The 18,176-nt window shown below is 45.4% G+C and carries 14 protein-coding genes; 7 read left to right on the forward strand and 7 right to left on the reverse strand.

Going from position 1 to position 18,176, the window contains the following annotated elements:
- Window positions 1-17: 17 nt before the first annotated feature.
- Both KOD92_RS05565 and KOD92_RS05570 read right to left on the reverse strand, forming a co-directional pair.
- The gene (locus tag KOD92_RS05565) at window positions 18-1,223 is read right to left on the reverse strand and encodes a hemolysin family protein (protein WP_215232494.1); all 1,206 of its coding nucleotides are present in this window, start codon (window positions 1,221-1,223) and stop codon (window positions 18-20) included.
- Window positions 1,220-1,459 carry a hypothetical protein gene (locus tag KOD92_RS05570; protein ID WP_215232495.1) on the reverse strand — a complete coding sequence of 80 codons (240 nt, stop codon included), beginning with the start codon at window positions 1,457-1,459 and terminating at the stop codon, window positions 1,220-1,222. Before KOD92_RS05570 ends, KOD92_RS05565 begins: the two co-directional genes overlap by 4 nt.
- Window positions 1,460-1,689: 230 nt before the next feature.
- On the opposite strand from KOD92_RS05570, the gene fbaA reads away from it, so the two are divergent.
- Entirely contained in the window at window positions 1,690-2,769 is a 1,080-nt protein-coding gene (gene fbaA / locus KOD92_RS05575) for a class II fructose-bisphosphate aldolase (RefSeq protein WP_215232496.1), read from the forward strand.
- 116 nt (window positions 2,770-2,885) lie between these two features.
- Here the strand turns inward: fbaA and KOD92_RS05580 are convergent, their stop codons facing one another.
- Entirely contained in the window at window positions 2,886-3,254 is a 369-nt protein-coding gene (locus tag KOD92_RS05580) for a winged helix-turn-helix transcriptional regulator (RefSeq protein WP_215232497.1), read from the reverse strand.
- 99 nt (window positions 3,255-3,353) lie between these two features.
- Between KOD92_RS05580 and KOD92_RS05585 the strand changes: the two genes are divergently transcribed.
- The 3 genes from KOD92_RS05585 (at window position 3,354) to KOD92_RS05595 (ending at window position 7,419) form a co-directional block, all read left to right on the forward strand.
- Window positions 3,354-3,986 carry an NAD(P)H-dependent oxidoreductase gene (locus KOD92_RS05585; RefSeq protein ID WP_215232498.1) on the forward strand — a complete coding sequence of 211 codons (633 nt, stop codon included), beginning with the start codon at window positions 3,354-3,356 and terminating at the stop codon, window positions 3,984-3,986.
- A 22-nt stretch (window positions 3,987-4,008) separates the two neighbouring features.
- Window positions 4,009-4,716: a DsbA family oxidoreductase gene (locus tag KOD92_RS05590; RefSeq protein WP_215232499.1), complete on the forward strand. Its 708-nt coding sequence runs from the start codon at window positions 4,009-4,011 to the stop codon at window positions 4,714-4,716.
- Window positions 4,717-4,851: 135 nt separating this feature from the next.
- Window positions 4,852-7,419 (forward strand): DUF5686 and carboxypeptidase regulatory-like domain-containing protein, encoded by a 2,568-nt coding sequence (locus tag KOD92_RS05595; protein WP_215232500.1) that lies wholly within the window; start codon window positions 4,852-4,854, stop codon window positions 7,417-7,419.
- Window position 7,420: 1 nt separating this feature from the next.
- Here KOD92_RS05595 and KOD92_RS05600 read toward each other — a convergent pair whose 3' ends face one another.
- Window positions 7,421-9,283, reverse strand: coding sequence for a M1 family metallopeptidase (locus KOD92_RS05600; RefSeq protein WP_215232501.1), 1,863 nt, complete (start codon window positions 9,281-9,283; stop codon window positions 7,421-7,423).
- A gap of 314 nt (window positions 9,284-9,597) precedes the next feature.
- Here KOD92_RS05600 and KOD92_RS05605 point away from each other — a divergent pair, with 314 nt between their 5' ends.
- Window positions 9,598-9,762, forward strand: a complete 165-nt coding sequence (locus tag KOD92_RS05605; protein WP_031526823.1) for a DUF1328 family protein — start codon at window positions 9,598-9,600, stop codon at window positions 9,760-9,762.
- 65 nt (window positions 9,763-9,827) lie between these two features.
- On the opposite strand, the gene guaA is transcribed toward KOD92_RS05605, so the two are convergent.
- Window positions 9,828-11,357 carry a glutamine-hydrolyzing GMP synthase gene (gene guaA, locus KOD92_RS05610; RefSeq protein ID WP_215232502.1) on the reverse strand — a complete coding sequence of 510 codons (1,530 nt, stop codon included), beginning with the start codon at window positions 11,355-11,357 and terminating at the stop codon, window positions 9,828-9,830.
- Between the two features lie 287 nt (window positions 11,358-11,644).
- Between guaA and KOD92_RS05615 the strand changes: the two genes are divergently transcribed.
- Window positions 11,645-14,098, forward strand: coding sequence for an outer membrane beta-barrel protein (locus KOD92_RS05615; RefSeq protein ID WP_215232503.1), 2,454 nt, complete (start codon window positions 11,645-11,647; stop codon window positions 14,096-14,098).
- Between the two features lie 117 nt (window positions 14,099-14,215).
- Here the strand turns inward: KOD92_RS05615 and KOD92_RS05620 are convergent, their stop codons facing one another.
- The gene (locus tag KOD92_RS05620; protein WP_215232504.1) at window positions 14,216-15,406 is read right to left on the reverse strand and encodes a phosphoglycerate kinase; all 1,191 of its coding nucleotides are present in this window, start codon (window positions 15,404-15,406) and stop codon (window positions 14,216-14,218) included.
- 224 nt (window positions 15,407-15,630) lie between these two features.
- On the opposite strand from KOD92_RS05620, the gene KOD92_RS05625 reads away from it, so the two are divergent.
- Window positions 15,631-17,334 carry a VRR-NUC domain-containing protein gene (locus KOD92_RS05625; RefSeq protein WP_229254539.1) on the forward strand — a complete coding sequence of 568 codons (1,704 nt, stop codon included), beginning with the start codon at window positions 15,631-15,633 and terminating at the stop codon, window positions 17,332-17,334.
- A 2-nt stretch (window positions 17,335-17,336) separates the two neighbouring features.
- Here the strand turns inward: KOD92_RS05625 and KOD92_RS05630 are convergent, their stop codons facing one another.
- The gene (locus KOD92_RS05630; protein ID WP_215232505.1) at window positions 17,337-18,137 is read right to left on the reverse strand and encodes an endonuclease/exonuclease/phosphatase family protein; all 801 of its coding nucleotides are present in this window, start codon (window positions 18,135-18,137) and stop codon (window positions 17,337-17,339) included.
- Window positions 18,138-18,176 lie beyond the last annotated feature (39 nt).

Raw genomic sequence — 18,176 nt, forward strand, 5'->3', positions numbered from 1 at the left:
TGGGCGTAATTGCAGCTTTAAATTTTGTCAGATTTTTTATTCTTTTCCTCAATCGTCAGTTTCACCAGCTCAATGCGCGTATCCTGCATTGACACAACCTGGAATGAAAATGGCGGGATACTTACTGTTTCGTTCACATCGGGCAAATCACCGTAAAAATGAATAAGCATACCGGCCAGTGTATCATAATCACCTTCGGGTAATTCCCAGCCGTATTTTTCATTCAGGTAATCGAGTTCGTGACGGGCTGAAAGTATATAATTGTGATCGTCCAGCTGGCGCTCGGTCCAGTCTTCGGTGGTATCATATTCATCCTGAATTTCCCCAAAAATCTGCTCTACTACATCTTCCACACTGATCAGCCCCGAAGTACCTCCGAATTCGTCCACTACCAATGCCAGACTTCTTCTTTCTTCCAAAAAACGCAGCATCAGATCCCGCGCGGGCATTGCTTCCGGCACGATCATGATCGGCGTAATGATATTACTGATCTCTTTCGGTTTCTTAAAAAGCGCCAGTGCGTGGCAGTAACCCAGTACTTCGTCTACGGACTCTTTATGTACGATAATTTTGGAATGCCCGCTGGACAGGAATGCAGTCCGCAGATCTTCAATGCTTGCATTCACATTCACTGCCGAAATCTCGGTCCGCGGAATCATACAATCCCGGATACGCAAATCCTTGAAATCCAATGCATTGATAAACATTCTTTCTTCAATACTATGGTCGTCGAAATCGGGATCGTCGGCTGAGATAATATCATCGCGCAGGGACGCATTCAGGATATTTTCTTTCACAAAAGGCTCCACAACCCAATACAGCGGCGTCATTAGCCACTCCCCCAGCCTCACCGGAAAGGCAGTGAGATCAAGAATGCGGGGAAAGCTGCGGCCGACTTTAACCCAACTCGTATAACAAAGCATCCAGATACTTGCGAGGCCGGCGAAAAGTCCGGTTACCAGCAACATTTCCTGAAAGCCAGAATGCAGCGTCAGGTAAGGATAAATGGTGACGATCGCCATAAAACAGCCGAGCGCCACAGCCAGGAGCCGGATCATGCGCAGGATCCGCCGCCAGTAAAGTGTTTGGGTAACTTCTTCTATTTTTTCGTGACGGAATGAATATCTGTCCATCGAAATATCCAGCAGCACAGATCTTACCGCACCGAAATAGCCGGCGAGGATGAAGAAAAACAGGGTAAGGCCAAGTGAAATTGTGTTCATTTTTTTGCGGTTTTCCGCGGCTGCGGTTTAGTAGCCGGAACCTCCGGTTTAGCCTGCTTGCCCGCGGCCGCTGCGGCTTTCAATCTGCTGAACTGAAAAAATAGCACGCAAACTATACTCAATAATAATAGCCAGTAACTTTCAAAAAGTCCGGCCCGGCGGAATTCCAATACCCAAACCACAAAAAAGCCGAGTGCCAATGCGAGGAGTATGGTTCTGGAAAGTTTTGAATTCATTATAAAAAGAAGAAATAGACAATCCGGCAACCTGTAAAGCCGCCAGATTCAAAGATACACAGATTGTGCCAAAACGGTTATAAGTTGATAAATGTTCGTTTTAACTCAGAATAAACCGCCTGTTTCTCCTCCATTTTATGTAAAATACCTAACTTGCGGGTCTTGCTACGCAGTTCCTTTTTTATATCTGAATTGCCAAATCATTTCTTGAAAAAATATTATAAGTTACTATGAGCGAAACCACTAAACGCTTTGCAGCCGGTGTTGTCACCGGAGATGGAGTAAGCGAAATCTTCCGTCACGCCAATCAAAACAATTACGCCCTTCCGGCAGTTAACGTAGTAGGGACCAATTCAGTGAATGCGGTTCTGGAAACTGCGAAATCGGTCAACAGCCCGGTTATCATCCAGTTTTCTAACGGAGGCGCTATATTCTACGCAGGAAAAAGCCTTTCAAATGCAAATCAGCAGGCGGCTATCGCAGGAGGTATTTCAGGTGCAATGCACGTACACCAAATGGCTGAGCTTTACGGAGTTCCGGTTATTTTACATACCGACCACTGCGCTAAAAAATTGCTTCCATGGATCGACGGATTGCTGGATGCCGGCGAAAAACACTTCGACCAGTACGGAAAACCACTTTACAGCTCTCACATGCTGGATCTTTCGGAAGAGCCGCTTGAAGAAAATATCGAGACTTGCGCTAAATATTTCGAAAGAATGGCGAAAATCGGCATGACACTTGAAATTGAATTGGGTGTAACCGGTGGAGAAGAAGACGGTGTTGACAACAGCGATGTGGACAGCTCGAAATTATATACCCAGCCTGAGGAAGTTGCTTACGCTTACGAAGAGCTATCTAAAATTTCACCAAACTTCACGATTGCAGCTGCATTCGGAAATGTGCACGGCGTTTACAAGCCGGGTAATGTGAAATTGGAGCCGAAAATCCTTCGTAACTCACAAAACTTCATTCAGGAAAAATTCGCGACTGCCGAGTTGCCGGTTAACTTCGTATTCCACGGAGGATCGGGCTCTTCACGCGAAGAAATCCGCGAAGCGATCGAATACGGAGCGATCAAAATGAATATCGATACAGATATGCAATGGTCAACCTGGGAAGGTCTTTTGAAATACTACAAAGAAAACGAAGGCTTCCTGCAGACACAATTGGGTAACCCAAATGGTCCTGATTCGCCAAACAAAAAATTCTATGACCCACGCGTATGGTTACGCAAAGGCGAAGAAAGCATGATCGCACGCCTTAAAGTGGCATTCGAAGATCTGAACTGCATTAACCAACTGGGATAATCGGTTTGATTTTTTGATTTTATAGTGAAAAAGCAACCTGCAAGGGTTGCTTTTTTTGTGTTTAAGGCTTGGTAGGGTACAATTTTCGCCGAACAGAATCTGGAAGACAAAGCATACTACGCCTCCACCATCATCCTTTCCCGGTGCTTTGATCCCCACTCTCGCAATACTTCTATCACGACTTTGAGCGAGTGTCCGTATTCGGTGAGTGAATATTCGACTACGACCGGGATTGAGTCGAATACGGTGCGTTTGACTAGCTCGTTGCATTCGAGGTCGCGTAATTCTTTGGATAACATCTTGTCTGTAATGCCCGGTACCTCGCGCGCGATCTGGGAAAACCGCTTGTTTCCAAACATCAATGAGATGATAATCGGCAATTTCCATTTGCCACTCAGCACTTCCAGCGCGTCGCGCACGGGCAATATGCTTTTGGTGCATTCCCCTAAGGTATGTCCCTCTATGGTTACCTCTGCATTCTTCATGATCTCTGAACTTGTTTAACTATCCTTTTGTATAGTACTTACAAATGTATAGCTTAAATCAATAAGTTTGCACAGTTATTAATTAAAGCACAACAAAAAATGAGCGATCTCATAGATAAATTGAAATGGCGTTACGCCGTCAAACGCATGAACGGACAAATTGTACCGGAAGAAAAACTGGACAATATCCTGGAATCAATCAATCTGGCACCTTCGTCTGCGGGCTTGCAGCCTTATAATGTGTTGGTTATCAAAGATAAAGCATTAAAAGAAAAGATTCATCAAGCCGCCGCGCCACAACCGCAGGTGCTGGAATCGTCTCATCTGCTGGTGTTTGCAGCCTGGGAAAAAGTCACACACGAGAACATTTCAGACTACATTAAACTGATCGCAGAAACGCGCGGTATCACTACCGAATCGCTGTCTGCGTTCCAAAACAGCATTAACGGCGGGATATTGAGCAGAAGTGAGGAAGACAATTTCCAATGGTCGGCGCGCCAGGCGTATATCGGACTTGGACATGCACTGGTAGCTGCCGCGGTGGAGCAGGTTGACGCCACGCCAATGGAAGGTTTTAACGGGCCGGCTTTGGATGAAATTTTAGGATTGAAGGAAAAAGGATTGCGCAGCGTCGTGATTGTGACACTCGGCTACCGCGACCCGGAAAATGATCCGCTGGTAAAAGCAAAAAAGGTCAGAAGGCCTCATGAAGAATTCTTTATTACCTTATAGGCAAATTGAAAACAGCAGCAGCATGAAAGTTGAAATTTGGAGTGACGTAATGTGCCCGTTTTGCTATATCGGGAAAAGGAAATTTGAAAATGCACTGGCCGAATTTCCCCAGAAAGACAAGATCCAGGTGGAATGGAAGAGTTTCCAGCTAAACCCGGAAATGAAAACCGAGCCAGGAAAAGGTATTAACGAATATTTGGCCGAGACCAAAGGCTGGACCCCTGAATATGCCCAGCAGGTGAATGATCACGTCACCAATATGGCGGCAGAAGTGGGCCTGGAATATAATATGGACAAAGCAGTACTCGCCAATTCTTTCGATGCGCACCGTTTTTTACAATTTGCGAAGACAAAAGGACTAGGCGACCAAGCCGAAGAGCAGCTTTTCAAAGCATATTTCACAGACGGAAAAAATACCGCCGACCACGAAACGCTCGTCGAGCTGGGCGCTGCAATCGGGCTTGATTCCGCTGAGCTGAAAACTGTTCTGGAAGGAACGCGTTTTAGTGAAGATGTGCGCAAAGATGTGTACGAGGCGCAGCAGGTTGGTGCGCGGGGAGTTCCGTTTTTTGTGCTCGACCGTAAATATGCAGTTTCAGGCGCACAGCCTTCGGAAGCTTTTCTGGGCGCATTGGAGCAGTCTTTCGGAGAATGGGAAAAAGCGAATCCCGCACTTTTGGTGGCTCTGGGAGACGGTGCAAGCTGCACGCCCGACGGACAGTGTGAGTAAAATCCAGAATCTTCAAAAGCAGCATTTCAAACACAGGAATGCTGCTTTTTTATGTACTTACTGTATTAAATTCCGCTGGTATGGTTATGTTGTGAGAGAGTTATCCGTTTCTATCAGGACTTTCACGAACAACCTATGCGTTTTGCATTTCTATTTCTGCTGCTTGCCACGACTTGTGGATTCTCAAATGCCGGCGGGATCAAAGGAAAAATCAGTACCAAAAATGGCGAATCCCTTCCCTACGCAGGGATTGCGGTCAAGGGAAGCAGCGATGGTACGATGGCGAATGCAGACGGTGAATACCAGTTTTCACTGCCTGCCGGCAACTATGAGATCATCTTTCAATACCTAGGTTTCAAAAGTCTGACCAAAACCGTAACAGTTGCCGGAGATTTCGTCGAACTGAATGTGACGATGGAAGAACAGGCGCTCAATCTCAATGAAGCGACAGTCGGTAAAAGCAAGGAAGATCCTGCATATAGTATCATGCGGCGGGCTATCGCGAAGGCGCGGTTTCACCAGCTGCAACTGAGAGGTTATACGGCGAAAGTATATTCAAGAAGTACTGCCCTTCCTACCAAAATCCCCTATTTGCTGGAAAAAAGATTGAAAAAAGAAGGTATCCAGGAAGGTAAAGCGTTTATCAATGAGAGTGTGGCGGAGATTAAATACCGCCGCCCGAACAGTTACACGCAGCGCATATTATCTACCAGAAACAGCCTCGACAATAGCATTCCTTCCCCCAACGACTACATTCTGGCCAGCTTATACAGCCCCGAGATCGCCGGCACGATCTCGCCTCTATCGCCCAAGGCATTTTCCTATTACCGCTTTGAATATGAAGGATATTTTGAAGACCAGGGGCAAATGGTGAATAAGATCAGGGTTATTCCCAAAGCTTACGGAGAGGGAGTTTTTAAGGGTAGCCTATTTATTCTGGAAGACCGCTGGGCAATTCATAGCTACGATTTGCAAACTACAACCCGCGGTTTGAACATTTCGGCTAAGCAGATTTTCAGTCCGATACAAAATGTGTGGATACCTGTGAATCAGCAGTTCAGGCTGGATGGAAGTTATGTGGGCTTTGCCGGAGAGTTTAAGTACCTCGTTTCATTAACGTACCAAAAACTGGATGTGGATCCTGGGTTAAAAGAGGATATTGTTATTAACGACCATAAAAATGCTCCCGAAACTGCGGCTGCAAATGAGAAGCAAAACCTGGACAACCTGATCAAAGAGCAAAAGGAGTTTTCGACAAAAAACTTCCGGAAACTCACTAAAAAATATGAGAAGGAGCAGAAAAAGCAAAATAACGCCGCAATAAGCAATGATCGCCTCGTACGTTCGGATTCCATTGTGATCGATTCAATGGCCAATAAACGGGATACTACATACTGGCAGGAGCTTCGGCCGATCCCTTTAACGAAATCAGAGGTTTCCAGCTATCAAATGCAGGATAGTATTAAAGTTGTGAAAGATGCAAAAGGTGATAAAAAACGACCTGACTCACTCTATTTCAAACCAATGCATCTGATTACCGGCAATACTTATTCGATCGGGAACAAGACTACATTCTATTTCAAAAGTCCCATCTGGGCAATCAGCTACAATACGGTTGAGGGTAACTCGGTGAATCTGATCACCGAATGGACAAAACGGTGGGGTAAATCTTACTTTGTGAGCGCGCGGCCATTAATCAGGTATTCGGTTGGTCGCAAGAAGCTTTACGGGAATCTGGAAACCAATGTGGGGAACGACAAATGGAACCTGTTCCTTTCCGGCGGGGAAATGGCGAGTCAGATCAATAATAACAATCCAATCCCGCCGCTTCCAAACAGTATGGCAGCCCGGTTTTTTGACCGCAACTTCATGAAACTTTATCAGAAACAGTTTGGTAAAATTGAATTCACGCTGCGCAATATCGCCGACGTTTTCACTTTGAATGCCGGGCTGGAGTTTGAGCGCCGGAAAGAATTGTTCAATCTTGAAAATGCAAAACCCATTTTTTCCTGGGACAAATACAGCTACACGCCCAACCGGCCTGTGAACAAAGAGATACGAAATACAGGGTTTCCGGATCACAATGCGACCATCCTGGATCTTACCGCAACGATTCGTCCGTGGCGTAGATTTCTGGTAAGGAATGGAGAAAAACGCTATTTGCGCAGCAGAGGACCTTCATTTATTGTAAACTACAAAAGTGGCCTTGCATTTGCGGGAGACGTGGATTATTCATTATTACAAGGTACAATCCGCCAGAACCTGAATCTCGGACCAAGAAGTAACCTCGAATATTTTGTTAACGGAGGTGGATTTTTGAGTAAAAACCAAATGTATTTCCCCGACTTCCGGCACTTTATGGGCAATGAATTTTTCTTCCAATACGCCTACCCGCCCGATCAGTTCAGAATGCTGCCCTATTATACTTACAGCACTGCTTCGCGGTTTTTACAGGCGCACGCCACATTTTCCACCCAGCGATTTGTGATTACCCGGATAGAAGCGTTGCGGACCACCGGCATTTCCGAGACGATGCAATTGCATTATCTGAAAGTGCCGACGATCCGCAACTATACGGAGGTTGTCTATGGGATAGACGATATTTTAAGAATACTCAGACTCGAAGCGGTGGCCCAGTTTCACGGCAGCAAATTCCAGGGAATGGGCTGGCGGTTTGGCACTTCCATTCGCATCGGCCGCTGATCTATTTGGCAGGCTCGCCTTTGAAACGCGGCGATCCTTTTGGTAATGATGGAAAAATGTTGTTTTCCGGGTTAATATCTGCCATCCGCTGGCTAGGATCGATCGCAATGATTGTAATATCTGCCAGGTTGCGATTGATCGAGAAGCTATATTCAGGATAAGTCCAGCCCCAATCTGTCAGTAACGTGGTTTTTGAATACAGTTTCTCTGTTTTCTCGCCCCGCATAATTTCCAGCGGAATATAAAAATGCTCCTGGGTACCGTCTTTGTAACCCACTACTACATCCAGCGGCATCGGCATTTGTCCGATGCGTTCGAGCGTAATATCCGTTTTAGCGCCGTTTGAAATTACTTCCTTGATACCATAATCGATAGTTTTGGTAGTGCCGACAAAGTCTTCCAGGTACCAGTCTAATTCTAGCCCCGACTCCTTTTCCATGACCCTTTTCAAGTCATTTGGATTTGGATGCTTGAACTTCCATTCATTGAAATAACGTTTCATGCCGCTCGCCAGCTTTTCCTGACCGATAATATAGCCAAGCTGGTTCAGGAAAACTGCTCCCTTGGAATAAGCACCGATCGAATAGGCGCGGTTTGTATTATAATGGTCTGAATGTGTGGTTAAAGGTTCTTCCAGGCCTGATTTCGCCAGACTTCGGTAACTGGCAGTACTTCCTCTCTGCGCATCATTTTTGGAAGGAAACAGCTCCGCCATCACGAGATTCTCGGCATAGGTGGTGAAACCTTCATCCATCCACGCATATTTCGATTCGTTCGTACCCAATATCATCTGGAACCAACTGTGGATCGATTCGTGGACCGTCACTCCCACCAACCCAGAAAGCCGCTGGCGTCCCATTATCAAGGTACCCATCGGATATTCCATTCCTCCGTCACCGCCCTGGATCACTGAATATTGTTTGTAAGGATATCGACCAAATTTCTCGTTCATAATTTGGAAACACCGCACTGCCAGCGGCTGCATATCTTTCCAGTTTCTCGCAATGCTATCTGATTCAGGCTGATAGAAAAAGTGCAGATCCAAATCATTATCCACTTTTACAATATCATGCTTGTAATTCCGATCGGCAGCCCACATGAAATCGTGTACTTCGGGCGCGATGAAATGCCAGGTCAGCTTGTCGCCGGGCTTGTGGGTAACTGGCTTTTGAGAATATCCGTGGCCGATCTTATCTGGATTTTGGAGATAACCGGTCGCTGCGATCGTGTAGGCAGCGTCCATATTAATTTTTACATCAAAATCACCCCAGATACCGTAAAATTCACGCGCTATATAAGGGTTTGCATGCCAGCCTTCGTAATCATATTCCGACATTTTAGGATACCATTGTGCCATGGAATAATCAATCCCTTCCCTGTTGTCGCGGCCGGTACGGCGGATTTGCAGCGGAACCTGCGCTTCAAATTCCATGTCAAATGTGTGCTGCGATTTCGGCAGGATCTTCTCGGTTAAAGTAACTTCAAGAATAGTCCCTACCACTTCATATTTGACAGCTTTTCCATTGTGTTTGAGAGAAAGTACCTTTTCATAACCGATTTCGGTCGGCGACAACTTGGAAATTCTGTCTTTCACACGTGCATCAGGATCACTGATCGTCCTCGAACGAACGTCCATTTGACTTCCCGGCTGGAATGCATTCAGATATAAATGATAAAAAACCTTGTGGAGCGTATCCGGAGAGTTGTTGCTGTAAATCAGCTTTTGGGTTCCTTTATACTGGTGTTTGGCAGCGTCAAAGTCAACCTCCATCTGGTATTTGGCGCGCTGCTGCCAGCGGTCACTTTGCGCTGAGACTTCCGACGTCACCGAAATCAGGAGGAGCAACAATACATTAAATTTCATTAGGTCTGGTATAAATTAGTTGTTAGGCAAATTAAACGCTTTGTGAGATTAACGGGAAATTGTCTGAATCTGACACACCGGTTCTGTTTGAAATTTCACTATTAAAGATTAGCACTTCCTGTCAAACTCCTAGGAAAAAAAGGCGATTTTATCACCGGCAATGGGCATGATTCTCTACAAAAAAAGGAGAAAATGAAACCCTGGAAGTACGTTTCAGGTCATTTGAAAGGGTTTTCGCGTGAAGACGGATTTGGCACATAATTGGTAAATATCTGATTACAAAAGTTATTCAGCAACTAAACACTTTATCAATCATGCTAAAATGGACCGTAATATTTCTGATCGTCGCAATTATTGCCGGCGTTCTTGGATTTGGAGGAATTGCTGCCGGAGCAGCCGGAATTGCTAAAATTCTGTTCTTTGTATTCCTTGTATTATTTGTACTGAGCTTACTAAGCCGCGGAGTCGGGCGATCCTGACGTGACGGAAAGATAACAAAACAAGAAAAGCGGTTTTACGACCGCTTTTCTTGTTTTTAAGCTTCTTACTCCCACTCAATTGTTGCGGGCGGCTTTGAAGATATATCGTACACTACCCTGTTCACGCCTTTTACCTTATTGATAATATCATTGGAAACCTCTGCAAGGAATTCGTAAGGTAAATGCGCCCAGTCAGCTGTCATTCCGTCGATGGAAGTTACTGCACGCAGCGCCACCACACTTTCGTAAGTTCTTTCGTCTCCCATTACACCCACACTTTGAACAGGCAAAAGCATTGCGCCCGCCTGCCAAACGTCTTTGTACAGATCCCATTTTCTGAGTCCGCCGATAAAAATCGCATCGACTTCCTGTAAAATAGCCACTTTCTCCGGCGTGATCTCGCCCAAAATACGGATCGCAAGTCCGGGCCCGGGGAAGGGGTGACGACCTAAAATCTTTTCGTCAATACCCAAAGTCCGGCCCACTGCACGTACTTCATCTTTGAAAAGTGTATTGAGCGGCTCGACAACCTTCAACTTCATAAAATCCGGCAACCCGCCCACATTGTGGTGCGATTTGATCGTAGCGGAAGGTCCGTTGATAGAAACTGACTCGATCACATCGGGATAGATCGTTCCCTGTCCGAGCCACTTCACATCTTCTATTAAATGTGCTTCCTGATCGAAAATATCAATGAAAGACTTGCCGATCGCTTTGCGTTTCGCCTCGGGCTCGGATAATCCTGAAAGATTTTCATAAAAGTGAGATCTTGAATCTACTCCTTTGATATTCAGCCCCATATCCTGATAAGAATGCAATACTTCTGCAAACTCATCTTTCCTTAAAAGTCCGTTATCGACAAAAATACAATACAGGTTTTCGCCTATTGCCTGGTGAACCAATGTAGCCGCTACCGTGGAATCAACCCCGCCGGAAAGTGCCATTACCACCTTATCATTGCCCAGTTTCTGGCGAAGCTGATTGATGGTCTGTTCTACAAAAGACTCAGCAGTCCAGTCTCCCTTGCAGCCGCAAATTTTGGTTACAAAGTTGTACATCAGCTTCTTACCTTCCGTAGTGTGCGTCACTTCGGGATGGAACTGAATGCCGTAAGTGAGCTCATCCTCTATTTTAAATGCAGCTACTTTCACCGATTCGGTGGAAGCGATCACATGGAAATTCTCCGGAGCGCGAACAATGGTATCACCGTGCGACATCCAAACCTGCGAAGATTCGGAAAGCCCGGCGAGCAAAGAAGAATCGTTATCGTCAATTTCCAGCTTGGCGCGACCATATTCACGGTGCTGCGAAGGTTTCACATCGCCGCCCAACTCGAAGGCCAGCATTTGTGCACCATAGCAAACGCCCAGAACAGGCACTACTTTGCGAAATTTGTCAAGATCTATTCTTGGAGAATCGGCGTCCCGAACGGAACAAGGGCTTCCGGAGAGAATGACACCTTTGATATTTGGAGTTAGATCGGGGTAGTTATTGAATGGGTGGATTTCACAATAAACATTTAGTTCACGAACGCGCCGTGCGATTAACTGAGTATACTGTGAACCAAAATCTAAGATCAGAATTTGTTCAGTCATATATATATGCTATCTAAAATGTAAAGGTAGACAGATTGACCGAAATCAAAAAACCAAAACCGACTTGAATCACTCGTCGCTCCATTTTACCATTCAAACTTTTTTTCAAGGGGAATGCAACATTCTTTACTCCTTTTGTATCTATCAAACAGCGAACAGACACACATTATCCGCTTATATAACATAAAAACCACTTGTGTAATCTAAGGTTCTATGTTATACCAAGTACTTACATTTGCAATGTACTGAGACAGACACCCCGGTATATTGACCACAATCTAATAGCCATGAAAATTTTAATCAACCTAACAGTAGCCTTGCTACTCAGCGGAAATTTTGCGTTCGCACAAACCCCGGAACCTGCCGCAGGTAAGGGTAAGATCTCAGGATCTATTCTGGATGAAAAGTCGCAACCCTTTCCGTTTGTGAACGTTTTACTCCTCAAAGCCAAAGATTCGACGCTTGTAAAAGGTCTTGCTGCTGACGACGACGGGAAGTTTTTATTTGATCAGGTAGCCACCGGAAAATATCTCGCGCTGGTTTCCATGGTGGGTTATCAAAAGAATTACAGCGATGTGTTTACGGTAGATAACAATGTAGTTGCCCTGCCTGTCTTCAATCTTAAAACTGAAACGCAAGCGCTGAATGAAGTGACGGTTGTGTCTAAAAAACCTTTTATAGAACAGGAGATCGACCGCACGGTTGTGAATGTGGAAAACAGCATTGTTTCTGCCGGTGCAACTGCGCTCGAAGTACTCGAAAGAGCTCCGGGCGTAACTGTCGATCAGCAAAATGAACAGTTGAAACTAAGAGGAAAAGAAGGCGTAATCGTTCAAATAGACGGAAAACAGACTTTTTTATCTCAACAGGAACTGATCACACTTTTACGCAATACGCCGAGCGACAACATTGAAAAGATAGAACTAATAACCAATCCTTCTGCGAAATACGATGCGGCCGGAAACTCCGGGATCATCAATATCAAGATGAAACGCAATAAGAACTACGGTACAAATGGCAATATCAACCTTGGCGGTGCCTGGGCACGTTTTGGAAGAGGGAATGCTACTGCAACCCTCAATCACAGAGCGGGTAAGCTAAGTTCGTTCATCAGCGGAGGCGCTTTTCTGAACAAAGGTTTTAACAACAATGACATTTACAGAACCATTCCTTTTGAAGATAAAGTAACGATTTTTGACCAGCGCACCGAGCGGATCAACAAGTCGCAATACTATAATGTCCGCGCTGGGGTCGACTATTTTGCTACTGACAAAACTACGCTGGGCGTGCTTGTTTCAGGATTTTACAGTGAATTCAGCAATCCTTTCGGACAAACCAATACCCGCATTCTGAACGAAGATCTGAGCTTGCAGCGCACTTTCCGTACCGACGTTTACAATGGCGGCAAAATGAATAATATAAGCACGAACCTGAACTTCAAACACCAGTTCAACGACAAGGGCAAAGAGCTGACCTTTGATGTGGATTATGTGAGATATGGCGGTAAAAAGAGCAGCAACCTGGATACGAAATACTATCTGCCAGGCGGCCAGCAGGACGGCAGTCCCGAAACGGTACGCAACAATATGCCGTCGGATATTAACATTGCAGTTGCAAAACTTGATTACGCACAGCCGCTTTGGAAAGGAAAATTTGAAACCGGTTTGAAATCCAGCTATGTAGCTTCCGATAATGATATGGTTTTTGAGACCAAAGCCGACGATTGGGTACTTGATCCTACCCGCTCGAACCGTTTCAAATACACTGAAAATGTGAATGCTGCCTATCTGAATTACAATGGTAGTATTACTAAGAAGATCAAATACCAGCTCGGACTCCGCGGCGAGCACACGCATTCGATCGGTAACTCAGTGACATTGAGCCAGAAACGCGACAGAAATTACATCAACTTTTTCCCGAGCGTATTTTTATCCAACCAGCTGGATACCAACAACGTACTTAACCTGTCGTACAGCCGCCGGATCGACAGACCGAATTACCAGTCGCTTAATCCGTTTGAATTTTACCTCGATCCCTACACTTTTCAAAGAGGTAACCCGAACCTTAAACCACAGTATACCAACTCATTCCAGCTCGTTCACGTTTACAAAAGTTTCCTGAATACAACCATTGCTTACAGCCGGATCAAGGATATGATCGCAGACGAGCTGCCGCAGCAAATTGCTTCCGAAAACAAAACTTTTGTGACCTCAGACAACCTGGACAACCAGGATAATGTCAGCCTTACAGTCTCCTTTCCTATTAAGGTTGCAAAATGGTGGAACATACAAACGAATTTCACAGGGGTATACAATCATTACAATTCCGTATACCTGGAAGAGAAGCTGGAAATCAGACAGGCGTCGTGGAATATGTATGCGGCGAACCAGTTTACGATTTCAAAAACATGGTCTGGTGAAATCTCGGGCTGGTACAACAGCCGCGCATTTTACGGACTGTATCAGGCCAAGCCAATGGGAATGCTGAATGCAGGATTACAGAAGAATATCTGGAACAAAAAAGGGTCTATCCGCCTTAATGTGAACGATATATTCTGGACCAACCGGTTCCGCGGAAGAGCAGTGTATAAGGATATTGACTTTCACGTCAAATCACAGTGGCCGAGCCGCCAGTTCAGGCTCACATTCACCTACAATTTTGGTAATCAAAATGTGAAAGGTGCCCGCCAGCGTAATACCGGATCTGACGATCTTCAAAAGCGCGCCAATGGTGGAAGTTAGATAGGAATCCCGGCCTAGGCCAGTATTCATAAATTAGTTAGGTTTGTTATGTAGAAAATCCATCCCGCGCTTTGCGAGATGGATTTCTTTATTAAACCAAAACTATAAATCGAAATATTAAGCTTCCAATGCAGCTACCCCAGGAAGCACTTTACCTTCCATATATTCAAGCAAAGCGCCGCCGCCCGTCGAAACGTAGCTCACGCGATCGCCGAAACCTGCATTGTTGATCGCAGAAGCAGAATCCCCGCCGCCAATCAGTGAGAATGCGTCGTTTTCTTCTGTTACCGCCACTACTGCTTCCGCAATTGCATTGGTACCCTGTGCGAAGTTCGGGAATTCAAAAACGCCCATTGGACCGTTCCAAAGTACTGTTTTTGAGTTCTTAATAATTTCCGCAAAAATCTTGATCGTTTCAGGACCAATATCCAGGCCTTCCCATTCATCAGGAATTTCGCCGGCTGGTACTACCTTACGCTCCGCATCATTCGCAAATTTGTCCGCGATTACCGAGTCAACAGGCAGGATCAGGTTCACACCTTTATCTTTTGCTTTTTGAACCAGTTCCAATGTCAGATCCTGCTTATCTGCTTCCAGAAGGGATTTTCCGATTTTTCCACCCTGCGCTTTTGAGAATGTATAGGACATTCCGCCGCCGATGATCAGGTTATCTACTTTGTCGATCAGACGCTCGATAATGAGGATTTTATCCGAGATCTTCGCGCCGCCCATAATGGCAGTAAATGGTCTTTCTGAATGTTCCAGCAACCTTTCTGCATTATCCAGCTCAGCCTGCATCACATAACCGCAAACTTTATCCTTAAAAAACTTACCGATTACGGCCGTAGAAGCGTGTGCACGGTGGGCTGTTCCGAATGCGTCCATTACCCAAACATCTCCCAGTTTAGAAAGTTTTTCGGCAAATTCTTCATTCCCCTTTTCCTCTTCTTTGTAAAAACGAAGGTTTTCAAGCAGAAGCACTTCTCCCGGCTGCAATGCGGCCGACAATTCGGTTGCGCTTTCACCGATAGAGTCGTCAGCAAACTTTACAGTTTTGCCAAGTATCAGTGACAGCGGGTTTACCAAATGTTTAAGAGAGTACTTTTCTGTGGGTCCGTCTTTCGGGCGGCCCAGGTGCGACATCAAAATAACGGCACCTCCGTCGTTGAGAATCTTACTGATTGTAGAAATTGTAGCACGGATACGGGTATCGTCCGTGATTTCAAATTTGTCATTGAGGGGGACGTTAAAATCCACGCGAACCAGGGCTTTTTTCCCTGCGAAATCATAAGAATCTAATGTAGTCATGGGCAGTAAAAATTGTTTTCCATAGATAACAAATGTAATCCAATTTCTTAATTATATACTATATTAATCAGAATTGACAAGATTTGAAATAGGTATAATACAATTTTAGCTACTCATTTTTCTAAATTTTGAATACTTAACAAAATTTTAATTCAGGCCCGACTTTTAAAATCTTGCTGTAACTTTATACCTACATTGAAATAAAAAATCCCGCTTAGATAGACGTGCCTTCGGATCAAATTGCAGAGAATAACGGGTTCCCAACTGACCTTCCTCCCAAATATTACCACGATTATTTCACCTATGTCCTGGAATTTGTAAGGAAGAGGTATTCCCATATACTGACGGAGAAAGAGCTGGGTTTTCTGGAAACCTATGACCGGCTTTCCGAAGATGCACAATGCCTTTTTATCCGTTTCAGTAACCGCAGCAAGTCATTTTTCAGGGTCAACAGCCTCTCCTATTCCGAGATCACCGACCTGCCTGCTGTGCTGGAAGAACTGCATGAAAACGGTTTTATAGAATCACTTTGCGATTCGCACGAAACGCGTTTTGGGGAGATCATGGAGCTTTTCACCAAACCGGAGCACCTGCTTTTTACAAAGATCCTCGGCCCGGACATTATGCCGGCCAAAAACATTAAAAAGCCCGACCTGGTGCGCTGGCTAATGCACGATTACGATTTCAAGACTTTGTGTGAGATCATTACCGAAACGGAGCCGGTAGTCAAGGTTACTTTCGAAGCCGAAGTAATGCTGATGAAATTCCTGTTTTTCGGGAACAGGAATGCAGATATGACCGAATTCGTGATCCGCGACCTTGGCCACGTGCGTTTTCAGTCTTTCGACGAACAGTTTTTGTCTATTCAGTTTGAAACACGAAAGGAAGTCGACGACACGCTCACGGTTTCGCTGATGAAAGAAACTTTTGACGTGATCAAAAACGAGTTGCCGCCGGAGGAAATCTATGATTGGTTTATGAACTGGTACGCCGGAAACGGTACCGGGCTTGCTCCGAAAGCATTACCCTCTTTCAACTCCCTGATTTTGAGAATAGGCGCCTGGCTGGAACGCAAAAAAATGCTTTCGCAGGCATTGGTCATTTACCAGCTTACCAACGATGCGCCGGCCCGTGAGCGGCGCGTGCGACTGCTGAACAATCTGGGCGAGATCGAAGAGGCGCTCGCATTGTGCGAGGAGATCGCAGAAAACCCGCAGAATGCAGATGAACGCTATTTCAGTCTGGATTTTCAGGAAAGAATTAAGAACAAAAAGCGCAAGCTCGTCAAGCGGACTACCCAGGCTTTGAAAGATGCCGAAGCGATCGAGGTACCGATCTCGTTTCGGTTTCAGGTCGAATATGGCGCGCTGGAATATTACCGCGCGCTGGGTTACCAGGCATTTTTTAGCGAAAATGAACCCTGGCGCGCATTGTTCGGGCTGCTTTTCTGGGATATTATTTATGACACCAATGTGCAGACGATCCATAATCCCCTGCAACGCATTCCGTCCGACTTTTTCCTGCCCGATTTTTATTATAAAAGATCCGCGCAGTTGAAGGAGAGACTAGAAGCAGCCAGTTCGCGCGAGATTATCGACGAACTGGTCACTCAGACTTTTACTGATAAATATGGTATTACGAACGTGCTGGTACCCTGGTACGACGGCGCCCTGCACAAGGTTTTGACGCTTACTTCCCTGTTGTCGCCCGAGAAAATCCGCGCGGTGATGATGGAAATCGCATTGAACCTCCGCGAAAATACCCGCGGCTTTCCAGATCTGCTGGTTTGGAACGAAACGGATTATGCATTCATCGAGATCAAATCACCTACCGATCACCTTTCGTCGCGACAGCTGCACTGGCAGCATTTTTTCAAAGAGTATGACGTTTCCAGCCGCATTGTGCGGGTTAATTGGATCAAGGATTAGGGTTATTTTAATATAAAATCTGCTACAACCGGCAAGTGGTCAGAAGCATATTTCTCGTCGATAACGCGGGTATTGGAGGCTTTCAGTTTGTCGGATTTGAACATAATAAAATCGATCGTTTTGTTCGGTTTTTCTACCGGGATCGTAAATCCGCATTCTGAACAAGTTCTTTTGAAATATTTATCCAGGTAGGCGATCACTTTGCTGTCGGGCACTGCGTTGAAATCTCCGGCCAAAATCATGGGCAAATCTGTTTTTCCAAACTTTTCAATGATCGTTTCGGCCTGCAATACGCGGTTAGGCTCTTTCAAACCCAAGTGTGTGCTGGCAAAGATCATTTTCTTTTTATTCGGCAAAGTAACCGTCACCGCGGCTACGGTACGGTCCTCTTCTTTCATATCCGGGTGGATCGGCAATGCATATTTCACCGAGTCAACGATCGGGAATTTGGACAAAACGGCCACACCATAATCGCCGCCGCCGTGGTCGATCGCTTTGGAAAAATAGAATTTCATGCCCGTCAATGCGGCGATCTGCTGCGCCTGGTTTTTCCCTTTTCCTGATCTTTCCGTATTTACATCCACTTCCTGCAATGCGACGAAGTCGGGTTTTTCGGCATTGATCACTTTTGCAATCGCTTCAATATCGATTTGTGCGCCGGCCGAGGGCGGATTCGCGTGGTGGATATTATAGGTCATCACCTTGAAACGCTGGTCTTTGAGCGTTTCGGAATACTCTTTGGAAAAGCCGGCGAGGGTAGCAAATCCCACGAGAATAAGCAGGACACGGAAAACGTTTTTCATAAATTTCTGATGGTTTAGGATTATTCAATTGCCAAAAAT

The organism is Dyadobacter linearis, assembly GCF_907165045.1.
GTDB classification, from domain to species: domain Bacteria; phylum Bacteroidota; class Bacteroidia; order Cytophagales; family Spirosomataceae; genus Dyadobacter; species Dyadobacter linearis.

Bases quoted from the DNA above. Each gene is read 5' to 3' on its own strand.
- KOD92_RS05565 (WP_215232494.1), bottom strand. From the start codon at position 1,223: ATGAACACAATTTCACTTGGCCTTACCCTGTTTTTCTTCATCCTCGCC.
- KOD92_RS05570 (WP_215232495.1), bottom strand. From the start codon at position 1,459: ATGAATTCAAAACTTTCCAGAACCATACTCCTCGCATTGGCACTCGGC.
- fbaA (WP_215232496.1), top strand. From the start codon at position 1,690: ATGAGCGAAACCACTAAACGCTTTGCAGCCGGTGTTGTCACCGGAGAT.
- KOD92_RS05580 (WP_215232497.1), bottom strand. From the start codon at position 3,254: ATGAAGAATGCAGAGGTAACCATAGAGGGACATACCTTAGGGGAATGC.
- KOD92_RS05585 (WP_215232498.1), top strand. From the start codon at position 3,354: ATGAGCGATCTCATAGATAAATTGAAATGGCGTTACGCCGTCAAACGC.
- KOD92_RS05590 (WP_215232499.1), top strand. From the start codon at position 4,009: ATGAAAGTTGAAATTTGGAGTGACGTAATGTGCCCGTTTTGCTATATC.
- KOD92_RS05595 (WP_215232500.1), top strand. From the start codon at position 4,852: ATGCGTTTTGCATTTCTATTTCTGCTGCTTGCCACGACTTGTGGATTC.
- KOD92_RS05600 (WP_215232501.1), bottom strand. From the start codon at position 9,283: ATGAAATTTAATGTATTGTTGCTCCTCCTGATTTCGGTGACGTCGGAA.
- KOD92_RS05605 (WP_031526823.1), top strand. From the start codon at position 9,598: ATGCTAAAATGGACCGTAATATTTCTGATCGTCGCAATTATTGCCGGC.
- guaA (WP_215232502.1), bottom strand. From the start codon at position 11,357: ATGACTGAACAAATTCTGATCTTAGATTTTGGTTCACAGTATACTCAG.
- KOD92_RS05615 (WP_215232503.1), top strand. From the start codon at position 11,645: ATGAAAATTTTAATCAACCTAACAGTAGCCTTGCTACTCAGCGGAAAT.
- KOD92_RS05620 (WP_215232504.1), bottom strand. From the start codon at position 15,406: ATGACTACATTAGATTCTTATGATTTCGCAGGGAAAAAAGCCCTGGTT.
- KOD92_RS05630 (WP_215232505.1), bottom strand. From the start codon at position 18,137: ATGAAAAACGTTTTCCGTGTCCTGCTTATTCTCGTGGGATTTGCTACC.